General features: G+C 72.7%; 17 protein-coding genes. 5 read left to right on the forward strand and 12 right to left on the reverse strand.

The window, feature by feature from the left end; genetic code table 11:
• Positions 1-20: 20 nt before the first annotated feature.
• From ACX25U_RS12365 to sigE, 4 genes are all read right to left on the reverse strand, one after another.
• A complete protein-coding gene (locus ACX25U_RS12365; protein ID WP_454391499.1) occupies positions 21-458 on the reverse strand; it encodes a sec-independent translocase in 438 nt (145 codons plus the stop codon).
• Positions 459-635: 177 nt separating this feature from the next.
• On the reverse strand, positions 636-2504 hold the full coding sequence (locus ACX25U_RS12370; protein WP_454391501.1) for a trypsin-like peptidase domain-containing protein: 1869 nt from the start codon (positions 2502-2504) through the stop codon (positions 636-638).
• Between the two features lie 103 nt (positions 2505-2607).
• Positions 2608-3573, reverse strand: a complete 966-nt coding sequence (locus ACX25U_RS12375; RefSeq protein WP_454391503.1) for an anti-sigma factor family protein — start codon at positions 3571-3573, stop codon at positions 2608-2610.
• Entirely contained in the window at positions 3570-4271 is a 702-nt protein-coding gene (gene sigE, locus ACX25U_RS12380) for an RNA polymerase sigma factor SigE (protein WP_454394231.1), read from the reverse strand. The genes ACX25U_RS12375 and sigE overlap by 4 nt, the downstream gene beginning before the upstream one ends.
• 245 nt (positions 4272-4516) lie before the next feature.
• Here sigE and ACX25U_RS12385 point away from each other — a divergent pair, with 245 nt between their 5' ends.
• A complete protein-coding gene (locus ACX25U_RS12385) occupies positions 4517-5215 on the forward strand; it encodes an O-methyltransferase (RefSeq protein ID WP_454394233.1) in 699 nt (232 codons plus the stop codon).
• A gap of 123 nt (positions 5216-5338) precedes the next feature.
• On the opposite strand, the gene ACX25U_RS12390 is transcribed toward ACX25U_RS12385, so the two are convergent.
• Both ACX25U_RS12390 and ACX25U_RS12395 read right to left on the reverse strand, forming a co-directional pair.
• The gene (locus ACX25U_RS12390) at positions 5339-5506 is read right to left on the reverse strand and encodes a DUF3117 domain-containing protein (RefSeq protein ID WP_003966491.1); all 168 of its coding nucleotides are present in this window, start codon (positions 5504-5506) and stop codon (positions 5339-5341) included.
• Between the two features lie 162 nt (positions 5507-5668).
• The gene (locus ACX25U_RS12395; RefSeq protein WP_454391505.1) at positions 5669-5833 is read right to left on the reverse strand and encodes a hypothetical protein; all 165 of its coding nucleotides are present in this window, start codon (positions 5831-5833) and stop codon (positions 5669-5671) included.
• A gap of 98 nt (positions 5834-5931) precedes the next feature.
• Here ACX25U_RS12395 and chcB point away from each other — a divergent pair, with 98 nt between their 5' ends.
• On the forward strand, positions 5932-6735 hold the full coding sequence (chcB, locus tag ACX25U_RS12400) for a 2-cyclohexenylcarbonyl CoA isomerase (protein ID WP_454391507.1): 804 nt from the start codon (positions 5932-5934) through the stop codon (positions 6733-6735).
• A 30-nt stretch (positions 6736-6765) separates the two neighbouring features.
• Here the strand turns inward: chcB and ACX25U_RS12405 are convergent, their stop codons facing one another.
• Complete coding sequence (locus tag ACX25U_RS12405) at positions 6766-7350, reverse strand: DNA-3-methyladenine glycosylase I (RefSeq protein ID WP_454391508.1); 585 nt, start codon at positions 7348-7350, stop codon at positions 6766-6768.
• Complete coding sequence (locus ACX25U_RS12410; RefSeq protein WP_454394235.1) at positions 7347-7694, reverse strand: DivIVA domain-containing protein; 348 nt, start codon at positions 7692-7694, stop codon at positions 7347-7349. Before ACX25U_RS12410 ends, ACX25U_RS12405 begins: the two co-directional genes overlap by 4 nt.
• Before the next feature lie 132 nt (positions 7695-7826).
• Here ACX25U_RS12410 and folP point away from each other — a divergent pair, with 132 nt between their 5' ends.
• Entirely contained in the window at positions 7827-8687 is an 861-nt protein-coding gene (gene folP / locus ACX25U_RS12415; protein WP_454391510.1) for a dihydropteroate synthase, read from the forward strand.
• Between the two features lie 80 nt (positions 8688-8767).
• Here folP and ACX25U_RS12420 read toward each other — a convergent pair whose 3' ends face one another.
• Both ACX25U_RS12420 and dapE read right to left on the reverse strand, forming a co-directional pair.
• Positions 8768-9526 (reverse strand): LOG family protein, encoded by a 759-nt coding sequence (locus ACX25U_RS12420; protein ID WP_454391512.1) that lies wholly within the window; start codon positions 9524-9526, stop codon positions 8768-8770.
• A gap of 115 nt (positions 9527-9641) precedes the next feature.
• Complete coding sequence (gene dapE / locus ACX25U_RS12425; RefSeq protein WP_454391514.1) at positions 9642-10721, reverse strand: succinyl-diaminopimelate desuccinylase; 1080 nt, start codon at positions 10719-10721, stop codon at positions 9642-9644.
• A 94-nt stretch (positions 10722-10815) separates the two neighbouring features.
• Between dapE and ACX25U_RS12430 the strand changes: the two genes are divergently transcribed.
• Positions 10816-11787, forward strand: a complete 972-nt coding sequence (locus ACX25U_RS12430; RefSeq protein WP_454391516.1) for a heavy metal transporter — start codon at positions 10816-10818, stop codon at positions 11785-11787.
• A gap of 9 nt (positions 11788-11796) precedes the next feature.
• Here the strand turns inward: ACX25U_RS12430 and ACX25U_RS12435 are convergent, their stop codons facing one another.
• Together ACX25U_RS12435 and fdxA are read right to left on the reverse strand one after the other, a co-directional pair.
• Positions 11797-12888, reverse strand: coding sequence for a bifunctional succinyldiaminopimelate transaminase/glutamate-prephenate aminotransferase (locus ACX25U_RS12435; protein WP_454391518.1), 1092 nt, complete (start codon positions 12886-12888; stop codon positions 11797-11799).
• Positions 12889-13010: 122 nt separating this feature from the next.
• A complete protein-coding gene (fdxA, locus tag ACX25U_RS12440) occupies positions 13011-13328 on the reverse strand; it encodes a ferredoxin (protein WP_073947263.1) in 318 nt (105 codons plus the stop codon).
• A gap of 140 nt (positions 13329-13468) precedes the next feature.
• On the opposite strand from fdxA, the gene ACX25U_RS12445 reads away from it, so the two are divergent.
• Positions 13469-14560 (forward strand): GNAT family N-acetyltransferase, encoded by a 1092-nt coding sequence (locus ACX25U_RS12445; protein ID WP_454391520.1) that lies wholly within the window; start codon positions 13469-13471, stop codon positions 14558-14560.
• The last annotated feature ends 21 nt before the right edge of the window (positions 14561-14581 follow it).

Genomic DNA, 14581 nt, shown 5'->3' on the forward strand with positions numbered 1-14581 from the left:
GGTGCGCGGGGGACGACGGCTCAGGTGGCGTCCGCGTCGAAGGGCGGGCGCTCGTCGCGGCCCAGGGCCTCGGGCTTCTTGGTCATGTCGATCCGGCCGCCGGCCGAGCCCGAGGAGGACCCGGAGGACCCGGACTCACGGCCGTGCACCGTGTCCGTGAGGTCGGCCATCTCCTTCTTCAGGTCGAAGCCGTTGCGGATCTCCTTCAGCCCCAGTTCGTCGTTGTCCAGCTGCTTGCGGATGAACGTCTTGGGGTTGAGGTCCTCGAACTCGAAGTCCTTGAACTCCGGACCGAGCTCGTGCCGGATGTCCTGCTTGGCGCTCTCCGAGAAATCACGGATCTTCCGGATCGTGCGCGTCACGTCCTGAATGACCTTCGGGAGCTTGTCCGGACCGAACACGAGCACGGCCACGATGATGATCGTCACCAGCTCGAGCGGTCCTATGTCGTTGAACACCTGAAGCTCCTTGCGATGTCCTCGGTCCTCGGCCCTCGGGTGGTCCGGTCTGTGCGGGTCTCTTCCGTGGTCCGGGCCGGAACCACGGTACCCGGCGCAGGCGCCCGACCGGTACCGCCCCGAGGTGTCGGACTGCGTGTACACGACGGATTTGCCGCGGCGTTTGCCCCGATTCGGTCAGTTGCCGCTCGAGGACCCGAGCACGAGGGAGATCTTCCGCTCCCTTCCGTTGTGCACGACGGTCAGCTCCAGGCGGTCGCCGGGGCGGTGGGCGCGCGTCTTGACGATCAGTTCCTCACCCGAGTGGACGCGCTGGCCGTTCACCGCGGTAATGACGTCGCCGGCCTTGATGCCGGCCTTGGCGCCGGGGCCGCCGGGGGTGACCGGGGAGCCGCCGTCACGGCCCTTGGTGTTCACCCGCGCGCCGTCGCCGGTGTAGTTCATGTCGAGGGTCACGCCGATCACCGGATGGCTGGCCTTGCCCGTGCTGATCAGTTCCTCGGCCACCCGCTTGGCCTGGTTGACGGGGATGGCGAAGCCGAGGCCGATGGAGCCGGCCTGGCCGGTCTGCAGGTCGGAGCCGGTGTCGGCGGAGCGGATGGCGGAGTTGATGCCGACGACCCGGCCCTGGGCGTCGAGGAGGGGGCCGCCGGAGTTGCCGGGGTTGATCGGGGCGTCGGTCTGCAGGGCGTCGACGTACGACACGTCGCTGCCGTCGCCCTTCTCGCCGCCGGCCGTGATGGGGCGCTCCTTGGCGCTGATGATTCCCGAGGTGACGGTGTTGGCGAGGTCGAAGGGCGCGCCGATGGCGACGACCGGGTCGCCCACCTGCACGTTGTCGGAGTTGCCGAGGGGTATGGGGGTCAGGCCGCGTACGCCGCGGACCTGGACGACGGCGAGGTCGTAGCCGGTGTCCCGGCCGATGATCCTGGCCTTGGCGGTCTGGCCGCCGCTGAAGGTCACCGATATGTCCCCGCCGGAGGCGGCGTTCTCCACGACGTGGTTGTTGGTGAGGATGTGGCCGAGGCGGTCGAGCACGAACCCGGTGCCGGTGCCCTGCTCGCCGGAGCCGCTGACGTGCAGCGTCACCACGCTGGGCAGGGCACGGGCGGCGATTCCGGCAACGCTGTCCGGGGCGCGCCCGGCGGGCTCCTTCCCGGCCTGCGGCAGCTCCACGGTCCCCACACCGCCGTTGCGTTCGAAGTACGCCCCGGCCAGCCCGCCGAGCCCGCCGGACACCAGCGCGAGCACCACGGCCCCGCCCACCAGCGCCCGCGTCACCCGCCGATGCCGTTGCTCCGCACTGAGCACCCCGGCCCCGCTCTGCTGCAACGGCGCGGCGACCTGCCCCCGGGCCCAGGGGTCGTAACGCCCCCAGGGCCCGCCGTGGGTGCCGGGCGGCAGGGCGTCCGGGCCTGGTGAGCCGTGGGCCGGCGCGTCCACCGCGGACGGGCCGCCCGGCACGGCCTCCACCGCGGAACCCACGGGCGCGGCAGCCGGAGCCGCCGACATGCCGGGATACGGGGCGGACGCGATCGCCGGGTGCCGTACCGGAGGGGCGGGGGCCCAGGGGCCCGGTTCGCCGTACGGCGGGGTGCTGTAGGGGTCGGGGTCGTGCAGGGGCTTGGGGCGCTCGGCGGAGGGGCCGGCGGGGGCGGACACCGCGGGCTCCTCCGAGGTGCGGGACGCCGCGGAGGCGTCCTTCGTGCCGTCGGCCGCCGGGGCGAGTTCGAAGTCGCCGCCGTCACCGCCGCCGCCCGGACCCACGAGGGGCCGTTCCAGCTCGTAGTCGCCGTCGGCGTGGGCACTCCGGGGCGCGGCAGCCTGTGCGGGGGCAGTGTCCTCGGCCGCGCCGCCGGTGGAAGCCGCGGCCGGATCGCCGGCCACCCCGTCGGCCGCAACCCCGCCCGGAGCCCCGCCCGGAGCCGCGTCCTCCGGTCCAGCCGCATCCGGCTCCGGGGGCGGGGTGCCCTCCGGCCGCTCCCCCGGAGGGACTCGGTTCCACCACTTCGGGCGGGCGGACTTCGTGGGCTTCCGCTCGTTCATGTTCTCCCCACAGCGGGTCGCGGCACGGCTCCGCGCCCGGACCGGTGTCATGGGCGCGACCTGTGGATTCAACCAGGTTCGCGGCCCGCCGCGCAGGGGCCGGTCAGCGCGCCGTGCGGGAGGAGGCCGAGGGTGAGGGCGCGCTGAGCGGGCCGTGCGCCGTGAACCCCTGGTCCATGGACCAGGAGGTCAGGGAGACCGGCGGTGTCGCGGTGAGCGGATGTATCAGCGGGGACATCACGGCCGCACCGGCGACCACCGGCGTGGTCAGCGTGTGCGTCATGTCCTGCGCCTGCCCGGCGTCGGGCGGCACGACGCCCGGCAGCAGCGGCGCGGACAGCGCGGTCGGCGCCATCGGCGCCCCGCCGGACGACCGCTGCCCCTGCGCCGACAGCGGTACGGTCGGCTGACGGCGCCGCGAGTTCTCGGAACCCGGCACCACCGCCGCGCTCCCCGTACGCGCCGGAGTCACATTGCTGCCATTGCCCGAGCCGCCACGTGCCTCCGCGCCGCCCGCGCCGCCCGCCATGCCGGTGGTCAGCCCGCCGAGCGCGACCGCGGCCAGCGACACCGCCCCGGCGGCGACGAACGCGAACCGCAGCCCGCGCGAGGCGGACCGCTCGCCGTCGGTACGGCCGACCGGATGGATCCGGAAGCCGCGGTCCTCGGCGGCGTCGGCCGGTGCGGCGGCATGCGGCCGGGCCGGCACGTAGCCGAACTCGAACCGCTCGCCGCGCTTCATCCCGAACACCCCGGAGCGTCCGGAGAGTCCGCCGGGCAGCCCTCCCCCGCCCAGCGGCGAGCCGTCGCCGTCGGTATCACCTCCGGGCAGGCCCTGCAGACGGGCCAGGAAGCTCTCGGAGGGAGGCGGTGGGGCCGCCTGGGCGAAGACGTTCTTCAAACGGCGCTGTGCGTCGACCTCCGCCTTGCACTTCGGGCAGGTGGCCACATGCGCTAGGACACGCTCACGCGCGTCATGACCGAGCTCTCCGTCGACCAGGGCGGCGAGACGGTCTCCCAGATGCTGTTCCGCGAGGCGCCCCTCGGGATCGGGTCGTGATCCACTCACGCGCTCGCGCCCCCTCCCCCCAGCGCGGGGACCCGGGGCACGAAGCCGCGGCGCTCGGCCCGCGCCTGAGGCGAGCGGTGCGCGAGGGCCTTGCGCAGCTGGGAGCGGCCGCGGTGGATGCGGGAGCGGACCGTGCCGAGCTTGACGCCGAGGGTCGCGGCGATCTCCTCGTACGACAGTCCTTCGATGTCGCACAGGACGACCGCGGCGCGGAACTCGGGCGCGAGGGTGTCGAGGGCCTGCTGGACGTCCGCGTCGAAGTGCGCGTCGTTGAACAGCTGCTGCGGCGTCGGCTCCTTGCTGGCCAGCCGCTCGGCCGCGTCGTCGCCGAGCGAGTCGAAGCGGATGCGCTGCTTGCGGCGGACCATGTCCAGGAACAGGTTCGTGGTGATGCGGTGCAGCCAGCCCTCGAACGTCCCCGGCGTGTAGGTCGACAGGGAGCGGAAGACCCGGACGAAGACCTCCTGGGTGAGGTCCTCGGCGTCGTGCTGGTTGCCGGTGAGGCGGTAGGCGAGGCGGTAGACACGGCCGCTGTGCGTGCTGACGATCTCCTCCCAGGTGGGCGGAGTCCACGCCTGCCCGTCCGCGTCGGTGGAGAAGGTCGCGGTCTGGGCGGATTCGGCGGCGCGGCGCGGGTCAGCAGCGGTGTCGGTCACAGATTTCGGCCTGCCCGCCGACCCGAGAAAGCGCCGCAGCACTCCTCCGCGATCCACGGGCGCAGCCGCACCTCCCCTGTCGGCTCTGGTGGTGTCCAGTGGAGCCCCTACCATACCCACCTCGTCCGTTAGTTCCGGATAAGCAGTTTTACGAGAACTTGACACGCGCTCGCCCGGCTCGTGCGGCTGCGTCGGCACTTGCTCGGCGCCCCGATCCATCCCATACCCCCGTCCACGCCGCCGTCGCGTCCCGCGCCACTTCCTCATCCCTTCAAACGACCGGTCCCATCTGCGGGTTCCCGGCCCCAACGGATACAGTCACGCCCAGGCATCCACGGGGACAGGAGAGGGTCATTACCGGCAACCGGCAGACGAGCTGGGCGTTCGCCGACGCCTATGTCGCCGAGGACGACGCGCTGCGCTGGGCCCGCGAGAGGGCCCGTGAGGCGGGGCTGCGCCCGGTGTCGCCCGGCGCGGGAGCCGCGCTGCGGTTGCTGGCCGCCGCCGTGGACGCGAAGGCTGTCGCGGAGATCGGCACCGGTACCGGGGTCTCCGGGATCCACCTGCTGCACGGCATGCGGCCGGACGGGGTGCTGACCACCGTCGACCCCGAGCCGGAGCACCAGCAGTTCGCCCGCCAGGCGCTCCGCGCCGCCGGCTTCGCCGCCAACCGCGCCCGTTTCATCCCCGGCCGCGCCCTCGACGTGCTGCCCCGGCTCGCGGACGCGGGATACGACCTCGTCTTCTGCGACGGCGACCGGCTGGAGTTCCCCGAGTACCTCGCCGAATCGTTGCGTCTGCTGCGCCCGGGAGGCCTCGTCGCCTTCGAAGGCGTCTTCGCGCACGGGCGGACGGTGGACTCCGGGCCGCAGCCGACGGAGGTCCTGCGGCTGCGGGAGCTGCTGCGCACGGTGCACGAGAGTCCCGACCTGGTGTCGTCGCTGCTGCCGGTGGGCGACGGCCTGCTGTGCGCGGTCAAGCGCTGAGCGCTCCGGCATCCGGGCCTCGCGCCCGCACCTGCCGACAACGCGTCCCCACCCCCTGACAAGCAGCTGCCCCGACACCGCGTACGATGCCGGGGCAGCTGAAAGGCTGTGGTCGCTTGCGCGTCAGCCGACGACCTTCTTGAGGGCGTCGCCGAGCGCGTCGGCCTCGTCAGGGGTCAGCTCGACGACGAGCCGACCGCCGCCTTCGAGCGGAACGCGCATGACGATGCCACGCCCCTCCTTGGTCACCTCGAGCGGGCCATCACCCGTCCGCGGCTTCATGGCCGCCATGCTCGTTCCCCTTCCTGAAACCCAGCTCATCGTCAAAGCCGACGACCCACCGTGAGGGCACGCGCGCGATTCCTGTCCAGAACGGGCCAGGACGCGCGTCACCGGCATCGAACACATTGCTTCCCAGCCATTATCCCGCATCCCAGGACCCGATGACCAACATCAGTAGGCATCGCTTGGGCAACGCGCGCGAGCAAAACCACTCAATTCGGCGATGTGGCTGCGATACTGCGCACCCGCACGGACACCCGACGGCGGCGAACCCTCCGAAATTATTTGACGCAGGTCACACGCCCGCCCCGCGCCGCGGCCGATGATCTCCGTCATGCTGTCCTTCGGACACAGGACGTACCGATCGGTACGACAATCAGTGCAGCGATCAACGCAGCGGTACGTCACAGCGGCGACACCGGAGGGGATGCCCCATGACCGACACCGTGCTCTACGAGGTGAGCGACGGGCTCGCGACCATCACGCTGAACCGCCCCGAGGCGATGAACGCGCTGAACATCGCCACCAAGGTCGCCCTCCGGGACGCGGCCCGGTCCGCGGCGGACGACGACACCGTACGCGCGGTGCTGCTGACCGCCGCCGGGGACCGGGCGTTCTGCGTGGGCCAGGATCTCAAGGAGCACATCGGGCTGCTGGCCGCCGACCGGAAGACCGGGTCGGGGCAGACGATGATCACCGTGCGGGAGCACTACAACCCGATCGTGCGGGCGCTGGCGGGCGCGCCGAAGCCGGTGGTCGCCGCGGTGAACGGGGTCGCGGCCGGGGCGGGCTTCGGCTTCGCGCTCGCCGCCGACTACCGGATCGTGGCGGACACGGCGTCCTTCAACACGTCCTTCGCGGGGGTCGCGCTCACCGCCGACTCCGGCATCTCCTGGGCCCTGCCGCGGGTGGTCGGCCCCTCCCGGGCCACCGACCTGCTGCTCTTCCCTCGCAGCATCACCGCCCAGGACGCCTACGAACTGGGCATCGCCAACCGGATCGTGCCGGCCGCCGAGCTGCGGGCCGAGGCCGAGAAGGTGGCGCGGGCGCTGGCCGAGGGTCCGACGGTGGCGTACGCGGCGCTGAAGGAGGCGGTGGCGTACGGCCTGACGCACTCCCTGGAGGAGACCCTGGAGAAGGAGGACGAGCTCCAGACGCGGGCGGGGCGGTCCGAGGACCACGCGATCGCCGTGCAGGCGTTCGTGAACAAGGAGAAGCCGAAGTATCTGGGTCGCTGACCTGCCCGTTCCCGGTGCCGCCCCTGCCGGTCAGGGGCGGCGCGCCACGCAGTCCGCGAGGTGGTCGTCGACCAGGCCGCACGCCTGCATCAGGGCGTACGCCGTCGTCGGGCCGACGAAGCGCAGGCCGCGCTTCTTCAGGGCCTTGGACAGGGCCGTGGACTCGGGGGTGATCGCCGGGACGTCGGAGAGGGTCTTCGGGACCCCGCGGCCGGCCGGGTCGGGGGCGTGGGACCAGATCAGGGCGTCCAGTTCGCCGGGGGACCAGTCGGCGAGCACGCGCGCGTTGGCGAGCGTCGCGTCGATCTTGGCGCGGTTGCGGATGATGCCCGGGTCGGCCAGCAGGCGCTCGCGGTCGGCGTCCGTGAAGTCCGCGACCGCCGGGATCCTGAAGTCGGCGAAGGCGGCGCGGAAGCCGGGGCGGCGGCGCAGGATGGTGATCCAGGACAGGCCCGACTGGAACGCCTCCAGCGCGAGGCGTTCGAAGAGCGCGTCGTCGCCGTGGACCGGGCTGCCCCACTCCTCGTCGTGGTACGTCACGTACTCCGCCGCGGACAGCGCCCACGGGCAGCGCGGGGCCCCGTCCGGACCGGCGATCGCGGCGCCGTCCGTCACTGCTGGTCCTCCGGCTCGGGCTTGGCCGGGCGTACGTGGGCGGCGGCCTGGGCGCCGGCCAGCGCGGACTCCAGGTCGGCGATCCGCGCGTCGCGCTCGGCGAGCTCGGCGCCGAGGCGGCCGAGGGCGTCGTCCACGTCCGCCATGCGGTAGCCCCGGACGGCGAGCGGGAAGCGCAGGCCCTCCACGTCCGCGCGGTTCACCGGGCGGTCCGGCGGCAGCGGGTCCTGGAACCGCTCCGGCGCGGCCTCGGGCAGCGGTCCGGTGCCCTCGCCGCCGCCCACCACCGCGAGGGTCACCGCGGCGACCACGACGGCGAGCGCGACGACCAGGAACAAGAACATAACCATCGCTGGGGTCCCCACGGAGTCTGTCGTATGTGTGTGGGTCCGATCGTGCCATGCGACGCTGACGGTTAGGGTCGCAGGCGGTCGAAGACCGGGACGTACCCGGGACGTACGAGGAGGTCGCAGGGGATGCTCAGGCTGGGCAGGCGTGAGTTCGACGCACACGAGCCGGTGATCATGGCGATAGTGAACCGGACCCCGGACTCCTTCTACGACCAGGGGGCGACGTTCCGTGACGAGCCGGCCCTCGCGCGCGTGGAGCAGGCGGTCGCCGAGGGCGCGGCGATCATCGACATCGGCGGGGTGAAGGCCGGGCCCGGCGAAGAGGTGACCGCCGAGGAGGAGGCCCGGCGGACGGTCGGCTTCGTCGCCGAGGTGCGGCGGCGGTTCCCCGACGTGGTCATCAGCGTCGACACCTGGCGGGCCGATGTCGGCGAGGCGGTCTGCGAGGCGGGGGCCGACCTGCTGAACGACGCGTGGGGCGGGGTGGATCCGCGGCTCGCCGAGGTCGCGGCGCGGTACAAGGTCGGGCTGGTGTGCGTGCACGCGGGTGGCGCGCAGCCTCGGACTCGGCCGCACCGGGTGACGTACGACGACGTCATGGCCGACATCCTGCGGGTGACCGTGGGGCTGGCCGAGCGGGCGGTGGCGTTGGGCGTGCCTCGGGAGTCGGTGCTGATCGATCCCGGGCACGACTTCGGGAAGAACACGCGGCACAGTCTGGAGGCCACCCGGCGGCTGGGGGAGATGGTCGCGACCGGGTGGCCTGTGCTGGTGTCCTTGTCCAACAAGGACTTCGTGGGCGAGACGTTGGACAAGCCGGTGAAGGAGCGGGTGGTGGGGACGTTGGCCACCACGGCTGTTTCGGCCTGGCTGGGGGCGCAGGTGTACCGGGTGCACGAGGTGGCCGAGACCCGGCAGGTGGTGGACATGGTGGCGTCCATCGCGGGGCACCGTGCTCCGGCGGTTGCCCGGCGGGGACTGGCGTAGTTCCACGTGCCGTACCAAGGGGCTCCGCCCCCTGGGTCCCGGCCTGTGCCCACCACCCGTCCCGGTGGGACGAACAGCGACTACTTGCCCGCCTCCTTCGACATCAACGCCACCGCCTCCTCCACGTCGTCCGTCACGTGGAACAGGGCGAGGTCCGCCTTCGCCGCCTTGCCCTCGGCGATGAGGGTGCCGGTGAGCCAGTCGACCAGGCCGCCCCAGTAGGCGGTGCCGAAGAGGACGATCGGGAAGCGGGTGACCTTCCGGGTCTGGACGAGGGTGAGGGCCTCGAAGAGTTCGTCCAGGGTGCCGAGTCCGCCGGGCAGGACCACGAAGCCCTGCGCGTACTTGACGAACATCAACTTGCGGACGAAGAAGTAGCGGAAGTTGAGGCCGATGTCGACGTAGGAGTTCAGGCCCTGCTCGAAGGGCAGCTCGATGCCCAGGCCCACCGAGATGCCCCCGGCCTCCGACGCGCCCTTGTTCGCCGCCTCCATCGCGCCCGGGCCACCACCCGTGATCACCGCGAAACCCGCCTCGACCAGACCCTTGCCCAGCCGGACCCCGGCCTCGTACTCCGGCGAGTCCACCCGTGTGCGCGCCGAGCCGAACACGCTGATCGCGGGCGGGAGCTCGGCCAGTGTGCCGAAGCCCTCGATGAACTCCGACTGGATGCGCAGGACGCGCCAGGGGTCCGTGTGGACCCAGTCGGTGGGAGCGCGCTCGTCCAGCAGCCGCTGGTCCGTGGTGCTCGCCTGGACCTGGCCCCGACGCCGGAGGACCGGCCCCATGCGCTGCTCGTCCGGCGGCTGCTTCTTGCCCTCGGGGTTGCCTGTCGGCATGTGCGCTCCCTCCGTTTGCTGGACATTCCGTCTCAGCGTAGATCTACGCGGGTCAACGGCGGGGGATGCGGGCCTGTCCGCCATGAAACGCCGTGCGCCCGCTCTGTGGCGCCGGTCAGCTCGTCAGCCAGGCCCGCAGCCGCTCCTCGCCCGCGAGGATCCTGGCCGTGTCCACCCGCTCGTCCCGCTTGTGCGCCAAGTGCGGATTGCCGGGGCCGTAGTTGACCGCGGGGACGCCCAGCGCCGAGAAGCGCGAGACGTCCGTCCAGCCGTACTTGGGCCGCGGGGTGCCGCCGACCGCCTCGATGAACGCCGCCGCGGCCGGATGGTTCAGGCCCGGCAGGGCGCCGCCGCTGTGGTCGTCGATCACGAACTCCTCGACCCCGCAGTCCGCGAAGACCTCGCGGACGTGGGCGACGGCCTCCTCCTCGGTGCGGTCCGGGGCGTAGCGGAAGTTGACCGTGACCACGCACTCGTCGGGGATGACGTTGCCCGCCACCCCGCCGGAGATCCCGACCGCGTTCAGGCCCTCCCGGTACTCCAGGCCGTCGATCACCGGGTAGCGCGGCTCGTACTCCGCGAGGCGCTTCAGGATCGGCGCGGCGGTGTGGACGGCGTTGGAGCCCATCCAGCCGCGCGCCGAGTGGGCCCGCTCGCCCTTCGTCTTCAGCAGCACCCGCAGGGTGCCCTGGCAGCCGCCCTCCACCTCGCCGTCGGAGGGTTCCAGCAGCACCGCGAAGTCGCCCTCCAGCCACTCCGGGTGCGCCTCGGCGACGTGCCTGAGGCCGTTCAGCTCGGCGGCGACCTCCTCGTTGTCGTAGAAGACGAAGGTCAGGTCGCGGTTGGGGGCCGGGACCGTGGCCGCGATACGCAGCTGCACCGCCACGCCGGACTTCATGTCGCAGGTGCCGCAGCCCCAGAGCACTCCGTCCTCGTCCAGCCTGGACGGCACGTTGTCGGCGATCGGGACGGTGTCGATGTGGCCGGCCAGGATCACCCGCTCGGACCGGCCCAGGTTCGTCCGGGCCACGACGTTGTTGCCGAAGCGGTCCACCGTCAGGTGCGGCAGCTCGCGCAGCGCGCCCTCGATCGCGTCGGCCAGCGGCTTCTCCGTGCCGCTCTCCGAGGGGAAGTCGACGATCCGCGCGGTCAGGCGCGCGGCGTCCAGCGTCAGGTCAAGCGGGGTATCGGCCATGCCGTCGACCCTAACGCGCCGATCCGCCCCCGCGCCGTCACAACTTGTCCACACCGGCCTCAGCAGCCCCTGCGGTCTCAAGTACCTTGTAGGCGTGCGCGACCCGTCCCCCTCCCCCAAGCGTCGTGGCCGCCTCCTCCGGTTCGGGGCGGCCCTCGTCGTCCTGCTCGCGCTCGCGGGCTACCTCTCGGTGCAGTTCCTCACCGGGCGCACCGGGGGCCCGGCCTGCGAGGTCGTCTCCGGCAAGGAGGACGGCGCGTCGTACCGGTTCACGCCGGAGCAGGCGGTGAACGCGGCGACGATCGCGGCCGTCGGCACCGGGCGCGGCATGCCCGAGCGTGCGGTGACCATCGCGCTGGCCACCGCGCTGCAGGAGTCGGCCCTGCGCAACATCGACTACGGCGACCGGGACTCGCTCGGCCTGTTCCAGCAACGGCCCTCGCAGGGCTGGGGCACGCCGGAGGAGATCATGGACCCGACGTATTCGGCGGGGATCTTCTACGACCACCTGGCCAAGGTTCCCGGCTACACGAGGCTGCCGCTCACCGTGGCCGCCCAGCGTGTGCAGCGCAGCGGTTTTCCGCAGGCGTACGCCAAGCACGAGCCGGACGCGACGCTGCTCGCCGCCGCGCTCACCGGGCGCTCCGCGGCCACGCTGACCTGCCAGGGCCGCCCCGGTGCCACCCGGATCGCCGGTCCGGGCACGGTGCGTTCCGCGCTCGTACGGGACTTCGGGCGGGACGTGGTGCAGGAGGCCGGCGCGGAGGTGGGCGGCGGCTCGTCGCCCACGCCCGGCCGGACCGCGGGCGCGGGGGAACGGACCGTGACGCTGCCCGTGCCCACCGACACGGCCGCCGCCGGGCGCAGCGCGCGGCAGCGGGGCTGGCAGCTCGCGCACTGGGCGGTGGCCAACGCCTCCGCGCTGCACATCGAGCGGATCTCGTACGCCGGCCGGGAGTGGACGGCGGGGACGACCGACGGCCGGTGGCGGACGGCGACGACGCGGGGGGCCGCGGGGGCGGAGCGGGACGCGGGAGCGGTCCGCATCACCACGACCGGGCGTTAGCGCGGGCCGTTACAGCCTTGCCGCCGCCGCTGCCACCCTCTCGTCCGTGGCCGTCAGGGCCACTCGTACGAAGTCGGCGCCCGCTGGGCCGTAGAAGTCGCCCGGGGCGACGAGGATGCCTCGGTCGGCCAGGTGGGCGACCGTGTCCCAGCAGGACTCCTCCCTCGTGGCCCAGAGGTAGAGGCTCGCCTCGCTGTGTTCGATGCGGAAGCCGTGGGAGAGCAGGGCCCGGCGGAGGGTCGCGCGGCGGGCGGCGTAGCGTTCGCGCTGCTCCCGGACGTGGGTGTCGTCGCCCAGGGCGGCCACGACCGCCGCCTGCGTGGGCGCCGGGGTCATCATGCCGCCGTGCTTGCGGATCTCCAGCAGCGGGCCGAGGACGGCCGGGTCGCCGACCAGGAAGGCGGCGCGGTAGCCGGCCAGGTTGGAGCGCTTGGAGAGGGAGTGGACGGCGACGATGCCGTCGTACGAGCCGCCGTTCACGTCGGGGTGGAGCACCGAGACCGGGTCCGCCTCCCAGCCCAGCTCCAGGTAGCACTCGTCGGAGAAGACGAGGACGCCGTGCTCACGGGCCCAGGCGACGATCCGGGTGAGCTCCTCCTTGCTCAGGACCTTGCCCGTGGGGTTGGAGGGCGAGTTCAGCCACAACAGCTTCAGGTTCGCCGGATCGAGCTCCGTCGGATCGTCGTAGACGAGGTGGTCCGCGCGGGCCAGGCGGGCGCCGACCTCGTAGGTGGGGTAGGCCAGGCGCGGGTACGCCACCTTGTCGCCGGGGCCCAGGCCCAGCTGGGTGGGGAGCCAGGCGACCAGTTCCTTGGAGCCGACGACCGGCAGGACGTGCCGGTGGGTGACCCCGCGCGCGCCGAGGCGGCGCTCGGCCCAGCCGGTGATCGCGTCGCGCAGCTCGGGCGTGCCCCACACGGTCGGGTAGCCCGGGGAGTCCGCCGCCGCGACCAGCGCCTTCTGGATCAGCTCGGGGACCGGGTCCACCGGGGTGCCGACCGACAGGTCGACGATGCCGTCCGGATGGGCCGCGGCCGTCTTCTTGTACGGCTCCAGCTTGTCCCAGGGAAACGCGGGAAGCCGGTCGGAGACTGCGGACACGGGGATCAGGCTCACTTTCTGGTACGGCAAACGCCTCGGTCCCGTGCGGCGGTCGGAGCGCTCGGGGCGATCAGGCCGTACGGGACCGAGGCGGCGCGGTGTGCGGGCCGCTTGACGACTGGTTACGCCTGCGGCGGCAGCGCGGCGATGATCGGGTGGTCGCGCTCGATCAGCCCGAGCTTGCTGGCGCCGCCGGGAGAGCCGAGCTCGTCGAAGAACTCGACGTTCGCCTTGTAGTAGTCCTTCCACTCCTCCGGAGTGTCGTCCTCGTAGAAGATCGCCTCGACCGGGCAGACCGGCTCACAGGCTCCGCAGTCGACGCATTCGTCCGGGTGGATGTACAAGGACCGCTGGCCCTCGTAGATGCAGTCGACCGGGCACTCCTCGATGCACGCCTTGTCCTTGACGTCGACACAAGGCTGCGCGATGACGTAGGTCACGCTGTCGTTCCTCCTCGATAGGGCGCTGGCGGGCCTCCACAGGCTCCGCCGCCTGGCGCGCGGGAGCGCGGCGTCGTCGATGCCCACCCCTAGTATCTCCGTTCCGGGGCATGATCCGAACAGGAGGGGTGACCAGATCCGTGGAAATATCGGCTGCAGGGCGCCTCGAGGTCCGTATCACCGCTGCTGACGTGGGCAAACGGGTCTCCGTACGGCGCTTGGGCGAACCCGGCGCACCGGGCGAGAAGTTCACCGACACGGTCGGTGTTCTCACATCATGGGACAACGGTGTGCTGCTGATCACACGAAAGAGTGGCGAGACCGTCCGCATCGCGGAATCCTCCCTGGTCGCGGGCAAGGTCGTACCGGCCGCGCCGGCCCGGCGCCGGGGTCCGGCCGCCACGTACGACGAGCTGGCGCGTGTCGCGGCGCGGGCCTGGCGGCCGGTGGAGAGCGAGCGGCTGGGTGACTGGGAGCTGAGGGCCGCCGTCGAGAAGGTGCCGCGCGAAGCGCGTCGACGGGGGGCGGTGGTCGGGCGACGGGCGGGCTTCACCCGGCGGGCCAACTCGGTGCTGCCGCTCGGCGACCCGGGCCTTCCGCTCGACGAGGCGCTGGCCGCCGTACGACGCTGGTACGGCGAGCGCGGCCTGCCCGCGTACGTCCAGACCGCCACCGGCGCCGAGGGCACGCAGGAACTGCTGTGCGCGGAGCTGGAGCGGCGCGGCTGGGTGCGCGAGGTGAGTGCCGAGCTGTGGATCGGGGCGCTCGCGCCGGTCGCGGACCGGGCCGAGGGCTCCGGGGTCGTGCTGTCCCGCACGGCCGACGAGGCGTGGCTTGCGCGGTACCGGCGCAAGGGGGTGAGCGAGGTGGCCCTGAAGGTGCTGGGCAGCGGACCGTCGGTGTGGTTCGCGAGCGTGCCCGGCGAGGGCGGTGTGCCCGCGGCGATCGGGCGGTGTGTCGTCGACGGGCGGTGGGCGTCCTTCGCCGCGGTCGAGGTGGATCCGGCGCTGCGGCGGCGGGGGCTCGCCACCACCGTGCTGGCCGCGCTCGCCCGCCGGGCCCTCGACGAGGGCGCGTCGGCGGCCTGGCTGCAGGTCGAGACCGACAACGCGGCGGCGCGGGCGCTGTACGGCGCGCTGGGCTTCTCCGCGCACCATGCGTACCACCACTACCGCGAGCCGGACTCCGGTCCGGGCGCGGTGTCCGGAAACTCCGCCTCCGGACGGTCGTAGCGATCGCCGTGGAAGGGCACG

The organism is Streptomyces sp. JNUCC 63 (assembly GCF_054366325.1).